Source organism: Sporosarcina jeotgali (assembly GCF_033304595.1).
Taxonomy (GTDB): Bacteria; Bacillota; Bacilli; order Bacillales_A; family Planococcaceae; genus Sporosarcina; species Sporosarcina jeotgali.
Window position 1 is genome coordinate 1,876,333 of record NZ_CP116341.1, and the last position, 12,577, is coordinate 1,888,909.

Annotated in this window: 9 protein-coding genes; 3 read left to right on the forward strand and 6 right to left on the reverse strand. The window is 39.6% G+C overall.

Annotation, left to right across the window (positions count from 1 at the left end):
- Window positions 1-14 precede the first annotated feature (14 nt).
- On the forward strand, window positions 15-1,220 hold the full coding sequence (locus PGH26_RS09270) for an MFS transporter (protein WP_323690798.1): 1,206 nt from the start codon (window positions 15-17) through the stop codon (window positions 1,218-1,220).
- Between the two features lie 63 nt (window positions 1,221-1,283).
- Here PGH26_RS09270 and PGH26_RS09275 read toward each other — a convergent pair whose 3' ends face one another.
- Window positions 1,284-2,906, reverse strand: a complete 1,623-nt coding sequence (locus PGH26_RS09275) for an S-layer homology domain-containing protein (RefSeq protein ID WP_323690799.1) — start codon at window positions 2,904-2,906, stop codon at window positions 1,284-1,286.
- Window positions 2,907-3,180: 274 nt separating this feature from the next.
- Between PGH26_RS09275 and PGH26_RS09280 the strand changes: the two genes are divergently transcribed.
- Window positions 3,181-5,097: a 3'-5' exonuclease gene (locus PGH26_RS09280; protein ID WP_323690800.1), complete on the forward strand. Its 1,917-nt coding sequence runs from the start codon at window positions 3,181-3,183 to the stop codon at window positions 5,095-5,097.
- Window positions 5,098-5,206: 109 nt separating this feature from the next.
- On the opposite strand, the gene PGH26_RS09285 is transcribed toward PGH26_RS09280, so the two are convergent.
- Both PGH26_RS09285 and PGH26_RS09290 read right to left on the reverse strand, forming a co-directional pair.
- The gene (locus PGH26_RS09285; RefSeq protein WP_323690801.1) at window positions 5,207-6,637 is read right to left on the reverse strand and encodes an S-layer homology domain-containing protein; all 1,431 of its coding nucleotides are present in this window, start codon (window positions 6,635-6,637) and stop codon (window positions 5,207-5,209) included.
- A 697-nt stretch (window positions 6,638-7,334) separates the two neighbouring features.
- Complete coding sequence (locus tag PGH26_RS09290) at window positions 7,335-8,138, reverse strand: RDD family protein (RefSeq protein WP_323690802.1); 804 nt, start codon at window positions 8,136-8,138, stop codon at window positions 7,335-7,337.
- 115 nt (window positions 8,139-8,253) lie between these two features.
- Between PGH26_RS09290 and PGH26_RS09295 the strand changes: the two genes are divergently transcribed.
- Complete coding sequence (locus tag PGH26_RS09295; protein ID WP_323690803.1) at window positions 8,254-9,234, forward strand: stage II sporulation protein M; 981 nt, start codon at window positions 8,254-8,256, stop codon at window positions 9,232-9,234.
- Here the strand turns inward: PGH26_RS09295 and PGH26_RS09300 are convergent.
- Genes PGH26_RS09300 through PGH26_RS09310 form a run of 3 tightly spaced genes read right to left on the reverse strand, consistent with a single transcriptional unit; the run spans window position 9,212 to window position 12,577 of the window.
- Window positions 9,212-10,519 (reverse strand): DUF58 domain-containing protein, encoded by a 1,308-nt coding sequence (locus PGH26_RS09300; RefSeq protein ID WP_431312540.1) that lies wholly within the window; start codon window positions 10,517-10,519, stop codon window positions 9,212-9,214. The genes PGH26_RS09295 and PGH26_RS09300 overlap by 23 nt on opposite strands.
- 4 nt (window positions 10,520-10,523) lie before the next feature.
- Window positions 10,524-11,453, reverse strand: a complete 930-nt coding sequence (locus tag PGH26_RS09305) for an AAA family ATPase (protein WP_323690805.1) — start codon at window positions 11,451-11,453, stop codon at window positions 10,524-10,526.
- Window positions 11,450-12,577 (reverse strand): DUF4350 domain-containing protein, encoded by a 1,128-nt coding sequence (locus PGH26_RS09310; RefSeq protein WP_323690806.1) that lies wholly within the window; start codon window positions 12,575-12,577, stop codon window positions 11,450-11,452. The genes PGH26_RS09305 and PGH26_RS09310 overlap by 4 nt, the downstream gene beginning before the upstream one ends.

Here is a 12,577-nt window from a genome sequence, read left to right on the forward strand (position 1 = left end):
AAGGGGCAGTAAGAATGAAAAATCAATCGTTTCGTTTTCTTTGGCTTGGCCAATCAATGGCTAATCTAGGTGATGTTTTTTATATTGTCGGGATCATTTCTTTATTATATACACTCACTGAGTCGCCTTTTGCCTTAGCGCTGGTGCCTTTTATCAATATGTTCGGTCGATTTATAAGCGGGATGATCTCTCCATGGCTGATCAATCGTTTTCCTTTAAAAACGTTGCTTGTTTATTTACAAGTAAGTAAGACCGTTCTGTTGGCTGTTCTATCACTTTTATTGAGTTCAGATGCGACGACCAATCTATTCATCATTCTGACCTTTGTTGGCTGTATTGCCTTTTTGGACGGCTGGGCATCGCCGGCAAGCCATGCAATGCTGCCGCGGCTTGTACCAAAGGAACAACTTGTGAAAGCGAACAGTTTCTTCTCCATCGTCTCTGAAACAGTGAATTTAGGAGGCTGGGCACTTGGAGGAGCAGCGGTCGCACTGACGAGTGGACAGTTTGTTATTTTCGGCACAGTCGGGTTATATATACTGGCAACGCTGATGATGGCCGGCATTTATGATCCCACTCCATTTCAGAAAAAAGTATTTGAAGGTAAACGGAGCCGTGAGCTGACTGAGGGCTGGCAAATCATATGGAAGAATCCGCTTTTCAGAAGTCTGCATGTGATTATTATTTTCGAAGCAATTGCCGATGTTGTATGGATCGCCTCTATTCTTTATATCTTTGTGTCACAAGTTCTCGGACAGACAGAAGCCTGGTGGGGTTACATTAATACTGCTTTCTTCTTTGGTATGATAATTGGCGGAGTCCTCTGCTCTCGATTTGTAATTGGGATTGAAAACAACCTAAAACGCTTGCTAATCCTGTTTTCCTTCGGCCTTAGCGCCGTAACTCTTCTTTTTGGAGTAACAACCATACCCTGGATTTCCATTTTACTTGTTATAGTGAATGGGATTGTCCAGCAATTAAAAGGGATTGTAAGTGAGACATTGCTTCAAAAATCTGCAACGCCTGACGAGCTTCCTAAAATATATGCCGTTCAAGGCGCTTTAATATCGCTGTTATTCGGGTTTTCTTCGTTAAGCTTCGGAGCGATTGCAGAGCTTTGGGATGTCAGGATCACATTTATCCTTGCAGCAGCTTTGTTAGGACTTGGTGCTCTATATGCATTCATTCGCCGTCGCGATTTCGATATTACGACTGACTGATGCGCTATTGAGTGAACTAAAAAAACCGATGTTGGATGAAATCCATCAACATCGGTCTTTTTGTTATCTTGCTGCGTCCACACGATATAGGAATATAGCCAATTCTCCTCGGGTGATGGAAGAACCTGTTCCAAATTTTGTCGAAGTTTTCCCTTGTGTTACGTTATGTTTCAATAATGCTTTTACCGCTTCTTCATATCTCGGAGATACATCTTTAAATGACAGTTCTACCCCATCGCTTGATAATGTATAAGCTCTTTGAATGAGGAGAGCCATCTCCCCTCGTGTTGTTGTGTCATTTGCACCGAAATAAGTGGATGATTTACCAGTTGCGATTCCTGCTGACCTTAACGCATTGACGGCACCCCAGGCTCTTTTCGGCACATCTCCATATTGAGGAGTACTTGTGTCAGATGTATCAAGGTTCAGAATGTTTGCCAGCCAAATCGCTGCATCGACTCTTTTGATATCATTTTTCATCCCGAACTCGGTTTTACTAATTCCTTTGGCAACTTTCTTGTCCGCAAGATAAGTGACTGCAGCGGAATAACGATCCGTCATATCCATAAATGCAGGTTCTGCGCTAAACGACATCGTATAAACGCCACTTTGCCAGTCAACTTGTTTGAAAGGGCTGAAATAATAAATTCCTTTTTCAAGTTTTAATTTTTGAGTGGAGGTCACAGGCTTCCCTATCGCTCCGAAGTTCGTATCGGAACCATAAGAAATATGAACTTCCCTCATAAGATTATACATGCTGAACTCCGAGGTAAAGTTAATGGTCATATAGCCATCGTAATTCATTTCAAGTGCATAATAGTCAATTTTGTCGGAATCACTTAGAAATCCAGTGTGCGTTTTTCCATCATTCAGCTGCAGCGGAATTGCAGTTTCCCGAGTATTATTCGGTTCCTTCTCTTCATTGTTGGCAGGTTGTAAATCGACACCCATTTCATACACACCGCGATATGATCCTTGACCCGTCACTAATATGTAGTAAATGCCGGCTTCCAGATCTATCTGGTGTTTCCAATAGACCGGATCATCCTTTTTAAATCCGAAACTCTCGTACGCTATCATTTTTTGTCGTTCGTCAAACAACCGGATATTCGCGTTTGGCATATAGGAAATGGCATTCATCTGAAATCTGCCCGGTTCGGTGAGCTCGACTTTATAATAATCATCCTGATCACCCAGACTGATAAAACCTCTTACTTTATCTCCTCCAACTGTCAGCAGCATTGCTTCGTTGAAAGATTGGTTCGGTTCTATTTCATTATTGTTAGCGGGATCGAATGCAGCACGAATTTCATAATCGCCGAAACTTCTTTTTTCATGGTCTTTAATGATTAAAGTATATTCTCCCGATTCCAAAACGTATTCCTTACTATAGGTTGATGGCTTATCCGAGCGCCCATTGTAAGTGACCTCATAGCCGTCTACCCTATTACCATCTGGTGTTTGAAGGTCTACTATTACAGCTGAGAAGTAGGCGTCCAAAGTGACTGAGAGAGTGCCTGGCTGCTCGAGTACAATGGTATATTCATCCGCCGGCTTTTGTTCAGTGATCGTACCTGAAACCTGTGTATCGAATGGTAATCCGGATTCCGCTTTCGCAACGGAAACCGTTAAAAACCCTGTAAAGAATAGAACAAACAAAATAACGAACATGCTTTTTCTGTTCAAGCTTTTTACCTCTTCCTCTTAGATAATCTCTAAACAAATATTTTCTTTTTATAGTATATAGTATTTATCAATTGAGCAACAACATTTTTTGAGAAGAATGCCTTAACAGATTCAAATCCACTAGTTACATTTTATTGTACTGATAGTATTTAATGCTAATTAAAAGAAATACGATGTATGGCAAACTTTCGTATTTACAATATTCTCTATATTTTTACCATGTTTCCCCTTTTTATAGTATACTCGACATATGATTGACGAAGGGGGTTATCATATGGCCTTTACAATTCCTGAAACGATACGAACAACATCCACTGCAGGTGAACGACAGTTGTTCCACACATTGAAAACGTACTTGCCTGATGATTATATTGTCTACTACGAACCTGAAATACGCGGTAAACGTCCTGTTTTTGTTATTATCGGACCAGACCTTGGGTTAGTCGTTCTGGAAGTGAAAGATTATACGAAAAATACATTGTTTCAACTAAACTCTGATGAATGGACCATTGTCAATACCGCTGGGGAACAAGTCAAGGTTAAAAGCCCTCACCTCCAGGCCAGGGAAAATGCCTTTCATATTGTGAATGCATTAAAAAAAGACCGTAATCTTGTTCAACTAGAAGGTAAATATCAATTCCAATTGAAATTCCCTTACGGATTTGGAAGTGTGTATACAAGATTGTACCAAAAGGACTTCATCCAACACGACTTATACAGCGTCGTTGCACCTGATCTATGTCTGACACGTGATGAAATCGATCCTGAACATGAAGCGTTTTCTGAAGAGAATCTAATCGAGAAAATTGTAAATATGTTCGTAGTGCCATATCGGTTGCGCGAACCTTTGTCGCAAGAAGATATCGATACCATTCGCTATCATCTATTTCCTGAAGTACGAATCAGTGCTGAATTCAGGCAGCCATCACCTTATCAAGATCAATTACTGCTATCTCTTCATGATATTAAAGCGATGGATTTGCATCAGGAAAAACTTGCTAAGCAAATCGGGGACAAAAACCGACTCATCCGCGGCGTTGCAGGCAGCGGTAAAACATTAATACTTGCGAGCCGTGCGAAACTGCTTGCAAAACAGCATCCGAACTGGAAAATCCTGATTCTATGTTACAACATCTCGCTGTCTCGTTCCATTGGTCACTTAGTGAATCAAATGATGCAGGAGCCGGATTCGTTGTTTGACTTCGACTTCACAAGTGATGAGGGACCGCCTGCCGCTGATCATCCTATCATAGTGAGAAACTTCCATGAATGGCTGAAAAATGATTTGCGTATCTCCGAAACTCAGTTACCTGTCATCTTGCAAAAACTTGAAAAAGGTGAAGGGATCTTACCTATGTACGACGCTATCTTAATCGATGAAGGACAAGATTTTGAAGCTGATTGGTTCAAGTTGGTGAGCCATCTGCTGAATCCTGACACTAAATCGCTGCTGCTCGTTGAAGATCGTGCACAATCGATATATAAACGGGCACGTTCCTATGTCCAGGATACTGGTCTCGATTTCCGAGGGCGCTCCAAAGTGTTGAGTATCAACTACCGCAACACAGCACAAATCGTGGAATTCGCTTGGAAGTTTTATCAGGAGAATTCCGCCCTGCGCAACAAAGTTGTCAGTAAGGACTTTGAGAATGAAATTATCTCACCGCAGAGTACGCGCAGAAAAGGATACCAGCCCGCCATCTATAAAGCGAAGACATTTTCACAGGAAGCTGAGATGGTGGCCAAACAAATTGTCAAGCTCCACAACGATTTCAACGTTCCATTCTCTGAAATGGTTATTTTATATCGCGTACGAAAAACGTTCAAAGCCGATTATGTCGCCACACTGATCCGAGCCATGGAGAAAGCTGGCATTCCTTATTACTGGCTAACCAAAGATACGAACGCCAAACGTACATTCACGAAAGACAGCGATCAGGTTATCATCAGTACAATTGACAGCAGCAAAGGGTTGGATTTCCAAGCCGTCTTCGTTGTTAACCTGGACAACCTGCCGTTCTCGCTAGAAGAAGACACGGAACGCGAAGCCTCCCTGCTCTATATCGCAATGACCCGTGCGAAGGATTTCCTCTGTTTATCCTATTCTGGAGAATCAGCGTACACCCGTTACTTCGAAAAAATCATGCAACACCGAATAGAAGCAAGCATCACGATGAAGGATGTAAGATGAAGACTGATTAGAACGGATGTGCTGTGCAGAGAACTTTCATGATTCTATATACTCTCATGATTGTTTCGTGCACAGACATCTGCTTTTCAAGATACTACATCATCGTTAATTACTCAGTAATTGTAAAATAAGCAGCTAACGTAAATTGATTTTCTTCCTCATTACTTTCCTCTGCAAGCTTCTGAACTAATCGATAGTCACCTTTTTCAAACTTTGCTGACTTGTTATATGCAAATGCGCTGACATTCGTTTCATATACACCCTTGGGATCTAATAAGTGAACATCTAGCGGATACTGCAATTCTGAATCAAATGGGACTTCATACCACGTGCCATTCTTTTTCACTTCTAGATCATATTGATAACGAAAATATCCATAAGTCACTTCACTTGAATTGGTAAATTTGAGTTTTAAGTAATCCGTTGAATTGTTATAACTTTCCTTTTTTAATTCCATCGTTACACCTTCTGCAGCAGATGGCAGCTCGCCATGAGGCGACTTCACTGCTTCATGGATTTGAAACGGTGCTGCTAATTTAATACGGTTTCCGTCAGCGTCAAAAATAGTTTGGATCACTCGATATCGACCAGCCGCAAGCGGGGATTCAAACATTGTGTCGTTAAGTGAAATCCGCTCTTGGTGCTTCTCACCAGTTTGCAGCGTATACATGATGTCTGGAAAAGCAATCTCTTTGTTGAATGGAACCTTCATCCAAGCACCGTTTTTCATTACTTGTAGTTCAAAGACTGCCCCAAACATCTGTTCAAGCGGGTTATTGTTGGTGATTGTTAGTTGAGGTGTATCTAATTGGGTGTAGCTGTCTTTGTCCAAATTCATAGCTATATCTTTAGCCAATGACGGAAGTGAGCCAGATGGATCTTGAACGGGTGGCGTTTTGCTCGACTCAAAGACTCTATGAATCATCATGGCCAGTTCCCCTCTAGTTATTGGATCTGCTGTGCCGAAGAGAGTATCTGTCTTTCCCTTCACAATGCCATGGGCAACTAGAATTTGAACAGCCTCTTTGTATCGATTTCCTACATCGATAAACGCAATGGGCACTTTTTTATCGGATGGAAGCATTCTAGATACAATTATAGCCGCTTCGCCTCTTTTTAACGTGTCGTCAGAACCAAACAGGGTTTTAGTTTTGCCTTGAATGATTCCAGACTCATAAAGGGCGGATACAGTGTGAACGGCACGCTGGGGAAGGTCGGTAAAGGGTGCTTTCTTCGGTTTTGGATTGAGACCTTCGATGCCGTAGTTTCCAACGATCATCGTTGCATCTACTCGTTTAATTGGCTGAGAGACACCAAACTGAGTCTCATTCATGCCTTTAGCAATGCCATTCGTCCACATAAACCAAACAGCATTTGCATACCTCGTACCGTTTGCATCATTAAATGGGGAAAATCCTATCCCTAAATCTAATGGCGGCAACTCTGAAGATGGCTCATCCGCGAACGCCGATGGAATCGATGAAGTGAATAGAGCTCCAGTAAGTGCTGCAGCAGTTATAAAACGTTTAAGATTTTTCAATGTTTTTTTCTCCTCTTTCCTGAACTGCTCAGTATGTAATAAAATATTTCACAATGATGAAATAATGGAATTCTATGTATTTTAATTAGAGTAAACAAGAATCCATTTTTTGTCTTACTGTAAAAACTTTCATAGAGTTGATTCTTTTTCTTAATGAGATTGATAGATAGGTGCATGTGCAATGGAATTCCATAATATTTTAAACATTCACAACTCTACCGCGCACAGATGCACGCTTTTATAGTAAATGTTCCCTATTTCAGTGCAACGTATTATTTCATACGGACCACAAAGAAAACACTCACACTGAAATAATAAAGAGCTAGAATCGATAAGGAGTCTGTAAATACAATCGATAAGTCAATACTCCGAAAGATAAATCGCCATAAGAAAGAGCTGATTACGAAAATTGTCGGGAATAATAAAAAATATGCCAGAAAATACAGCTTTCCTTTTGACACTATCATCACTCCCTATGCTATAGAATTCATCAATTGCAAAGTAAATATTTATTATGAATTTACCCGATGATTAGCGAATTCGACATTCCCATTTCCGGATAATATATGTGTTTAACATTAATTGTCCTGAAGCTATGAAGCGTTAGAGGTTTTATCATCACCCATGCATCTACGCCAACTGACGGTAAAAAAGATATCACTAACAATACATTTCATTAGCTGCATTATAATTCAATTCAAAGTTCATACGCCCATTCTTCACTCAAAGTCAAGTAAATAACAAGCAGCGTATTTTCTAATTCTAAATTACTTTTCCCCGAGACTTCTAATCCTAATTTCGGTAGTAAGAGATTTGCTACTTTTTCCGTAAGCTCCGAGCGTTCGTTTTCGGACAATTGAGTGAGTCGATTGCTATACGTCTCAATAAGTTTCCAATCTTTTTGTCCAATTGACCTTAAAGCCCAATCTTCAATAATAAGATCCTCTTTTGCAAGTTGCTTCATAGCAATTTCTTTTTCAATAGGAGTTTGTTTGTTTTGTTTTTTTGTTTGTCGTTCATGTACAACAATCGTTCCTGCAACTAAATCTCCAATTCTTTTATGTTTCGAATGAAAGAAAATGAGCACAATCCCCAAAAAATATCCAGCAGGTAAAGAGTCAATAACTCTAAGGAAATTGCGGATAAAGCTTGATAGTAATGTTAAGCTATGCCCATTTTCTTGGATTGCTCGAATGCCGAGCATTCTTTTACCAATAGTTTTTCCTCCTGAAAAGTACTCCATAATTACAAAATACCCTGTGTTGACGATAAAAAGACCAAGAATTGCAAGACCCAATATAAGCGAGTCCATTCCCGCAAAGGCAAAAAAATCTATATCTCTCGTGTAAAAAATGGCCAAAACAATGAGAACTGAAATATTAACAACCGTTAAAATAAGCTGATCAATAATAAATGCCGCGCTTCTGCTACCGAGTCCTGCGAGCTGAAACTGAAGAGATACGAATTCCGGTGTCTTGATACCAATTTGTTCGTCATTCATAGTACTTCACCACTTTCAATATGTAGTTTCATCCATAAATTTCTAAGTATCTGCTATACTGTATATTCGGAACACATGTAAAATTGTACTCATACCACAAGAAGAAGGTGTAAAAATGAACATCAATCAATTTGTGAAATCGCATCGTGAAGATTGGAGTAAACTGGAAAAATTAGCGTCTGAATTGCATAAAGGTAAATCTAATTTAACAGGTGAAAGAATTGATCAGTTTTACGAATTCTATCAAAAGTCTGCTCAAAATCTTTCCTACGCTCAAACGTACTTTCCAAATGAAGAAGTAACGGTTTACTTAAATGAACTTGTATCAAAATCACATAATGTGTTATATAAAGATCAAATATCGAGTATAAAACAAGTTGGTAACTTTTTAAGCACAACATTTATTCGTTTGTTTTTAGAACAATGGAAGTTTATTTTTGTCGCATTTCTTTTGTTTACACTTGGTGCTTTAGGTAGCTTCTTTGCTGTTCTCAACGACCCTCAATCGATGTATGCCATACTGCCTGCAGAAGTGGCTCAAGGAGTAAATCCCGATCAGCTTGGTAGCGATGAAATGGAAGTAAATTCTTCGGTAATGTCTTCCACTATTATGACAAACAATATTCAAGTAGGGATACTCGCTTTTGCCGGAGGTATCACATTCGGGTTATTAACTGTATATGTCCTCATTTATAATGGTATTTTGGTTGGAGCCTTGGCTGCTTTATTCTTTCACTACGATAAATCGTATGAGTTTTGGGCATTTATCGTACCACATGGAATGATTGAGCTTTCAGCCATATTTATAGCAGGTGGAGCAGGTCTATTAATGGGTTATAAGCTCTTTGTCCCAGGCAAGTTCTCAAGAGGCTACCAATTGAAAACTCAGGCAAAGCGATCTGTTCAGTTACTAATTGGTACGATTCCATTATTCATCATTGCTGGATTAATTGAAGGCTTCATCACTCCAGCATCAATACCATTAGGAGCAAAATATGCAGTTGCATTCATTACTGTGATTGGTTTACTTGTGTACGTGTTGATTGGAAAAGTTTTTCTAGACAGAAGAGAATCTAAATTAAGTTCCGATTCATAATATCAATATAATGGGAAACAGCTGCTACTGCTAAGTTTTCTTCACGGGCCTCAATCATTTGAAGGCCTTTTTTTTCCCATTTCAATTTCCTTTTTTTCTTAAGAAGCAGTTGTTGTTGAGCAATACTTTTTACCATTGCGGTTTGTACATCCACTGGTTCTTCATTGATGCGATTATAAAGGGCAGTGTCCTCAATGCCAATCATCAAAAACATATGGCGTCTTCTAAGTCTTTGCAAATAGGCAAGCGCACTTTCCTCATGAAGAAATGAGCGAACATCACTAAAGAGTAATAGTAGACTTCTTTTCTTTTGCATGGTTTCTAAATAAGTGAGAACAGCAGCATAATTCGACTCGGCAGCACCCACTTCAAGAGAGTAAATTGCGTGGAGAATTGTTTGCAAATGAGCGATTCCTTTTGCGGGTGGTACAACTACTTGTACTTCTTTTGAAAAGGCTAGAACAGAAACGTAATCCCCTTTTTGTAAAGCTGCCGCCGCAACAGTTAGAGAGGCTTCCATTACTTTTTCAAGGCGATTTCCATTCTTTAATTCCGCACCCATCATTCTCCCACAATCGATTAAAATGGTTACATATTTTCCATGTTCAGGTTCATATTCATTGGTCATCACTTCTTGTAGTTTCGCAGTTTGCCGCCAGTTAATCATCCGTGGGTCATCGCCGACTCCGTAGTTTCTAATCTGGGCAAATTCTCCTATGCCGCGTTGTTGTTTACGAATCTTTGAACCCTCATATAACAGAAACCGTTGAGCATTGCCCAAATAGCTTTTCGTTTCAGTTAAGTCTGGAATAACTTTAACGGAATCCACCAACGAAACTGATTTTTGCTTTGCCCAAAGACCTAACTTGCTTGTATAACGGCAGTGGAGTTGCTCTATCTCATAGTTTCCTCGTACAGAAGCGTTTGTTTCATAACGTACTTGTACTGCAGTCTCTTTTGCTATTTCTCCTTTAATTGGAAAAGAGCTTTTAAAAGATTGTGGAATTCCATCTACAAGAAGAAAATTGAAGGCATGCTCCGAAGTATTTTCCACTTCAATATCGACTGTATAGGAAAGGTTTCTTTCCAGTTCTTTCACAATTGTTCGTTTGAAATGAATTTGGTTTTTCTTTGGCGAATACAACAAGTCCAACAAACTTCCAAATAGAATAAGAAGATTCACGACAATGAGAAAGCCCCAATCCAATTCCAAGAGACTTCCGAGCGTGATTAAAGCAACAGATAGTACGAGAAAAATAATGAGTAATCGTTTCGTTGGTACGATTCCGCTACCTTGGAATAGGAATCGCCCCCACAAGTTCTTCGATGATTTGGTCAACAGCCGTTCCCTCCAATTCTACATGTGGAGATAATTGAATTCTATGTCTTAAAGATGGTTTGGCAACGATTTTAACGTCGTCAGGTGTTACGTAATCACGACCTTCTAAGTAAGCCCATGATTGCGCAGCTTTACCAATTGAAATACCTGCACGAGTACTTGCTCCAAAACGAATGGATTCTGTTTCTCTCGTTTTTCGTACTATCTGCATCACATAATCGAGCACACCCTCACCGAGTGTTACTTGTTCAATTTCACGTTGGATTGTTAAAAATGTTTCCATGTCGAGAATTGAAGAGACCGATGTGCTGTGAAAACTTTTTTCAATTATTTGTTTTAATATGTCTTTTTCCTCGTTGAACGAAGGAAAGTCAATCAGAAGTTTAAACAAGAACCGATCTTGTTGTGCTTCTGGTAATGGGTAAGTACCTTCAAATTCAATTGGGTTTTGTGTGGCTACTACGAAAAAAACATCGGGTAACGGATACGTTTTCCCTTGGATGGTAACTTGTTTTTCTTCCATTGCTTCTAGAAGTGCCGCTTGAGTTTTTGCGGGTGTCCGGTTAATTTCATCAGCTAAAAGGACATTCGTGAAAATCGGTCCTTTTAACGTTTCAAAAGAACCTTCTTTCATGTTGTAAATCATGCTTCCTGTAATGTCACTTGGTAATAAGTCTGGGGTGAATTGTATTCGTCTAAAATCACCACCGAGTAAACTTGCCAATGTTTTAACCATTTGCGTTTTTCCAGTTCCCGGCACCCCTTCTAGTAATACATGCCCACCTGACAAAACAGCAGATAATAGAAGTCTAAGAGTAGTACTTTGGCCCAAGACTCGTTCTTCATACTTTTCCAATAAGGTTAATAAATGCATTCTCATCTCATCTCTACCTCTTTCCGAATGGTCTCTAGCTTTTTCGACCAATATAAATAGTCTTGTTTGCTTACTTTTTCTTTACTTAGCATTGGAGTTAACCCCATGAGCATCTCCCGTATTTCATCTTTGTGCAGATGAGGGCATTTTTGCTTGAAGTGATCCGTCAGGTTTTCCCATTCCATTGTATACGGAATCCGCCAACGCTCTTGTAATAACGTTTTAACATAATCAGCTTGAATGACCAATGAGTCATGATAACGACGCCCCTTGAGGTACCAAGCAGCTAATGCTCGAAGACCTTCATCACTGAAACGAACTGTTTCTTCTCTAGGAATAAAAATCGGTCCGAATCGTTTTCCAAGAATCCATAACCATAGGAGGGTAAACAATGTTCCTTGTACCAGTAAAAGTAAAAACCATCGAGGAAAGATTGTGAAAAAAGTCGATGCACTATCGCTACTATGTATATATTCGTCAAACAAAATCGTTTTAGAATCCACTTCACTTACAAGTGTTAGAATAAGTGCTAGGTGGTCATCCGTTAAAAGTTCACTATTCATCATCCAGCTTGGCGAATTTGCAACAATTAAATTTCCCTTACCGTAAGAACGCTGCAGTGCAATAGTTCCCAAGTCGTCTGAAAGTAAAACTTCATCATCCGTTTGTTCAAGAAGTCGAAAGGATTCAAGGAGTTCGGCTGAATAGGCATGGTCTGCTTTATCGACTATAAGACCTTCGTTTGTTTCGACAGGCTCGGTTTCCAATTCGAACATTCCTTTTGGGTTTTGTTTAAATAAAAGAATGGTATTTCCAGAATTCATGAATTCTTTGTATGCACCAAGTTCTTCAGTAGTTGGAATGAAGTAAGGCTCCAACATAATAAGTAACTGGTTTTCAGATGTTGTAGATAAATCACTTGGAGATTCTGTCCATCTTTTGACGACTTCATTACCCTTCTCTAAGTACGTATAGAATGCTTTTACTCCTGTGGGAGAAGGAGAGTCAGAAGCGAAAATTGGATACTCTTTTAGTTGGTCTTGCACTAGAAGGTATCGAGAGAAGAGCAGGACAATTAAAAAAAGTGACAGTCCGATCCAAGTTTTTGGGGTCAATCTTTTTTTCTGCAA

Bases quoted from the DNA above. Each gene is read 5' to 3' on its own strand.
- PGH26_RS09270 (WP_323690798.1), top strand. From the start codon at position 15: ATGAAAAATCAATCGTTTCGTTTTCTTTGGCTTGGCCAATCAATGGCT.
- PGH26_RS09280 (WP_323690800.1), top strand. From the start codon at position 3,181: ATGGCCTTTACAATTCCTGAAACGATACGAACAACATCCACTGCAGGT.
- PGH26_RS09290 (WP_323690802.1), bottom strand. From the start codon at position 8,138: ATGAATGACGAACAAATTGGTATCAAGACACCGGAATTCGTATCTCTT.
- PGH26_RS09295 (WP_323690803.1), top strand. From the start codon at position 8,254: ATGAACATCAATCAATTTGTGAAATCGCATCGTGAAGATTGGAGTAAA.
- PGH26_RS09305 (WP_323690805.1), bottom strand. From the start codon at position 11,453: ATGAGAATGCATTTATTAACCTTATTGGAAAAGTATGAAGAACGAGTC.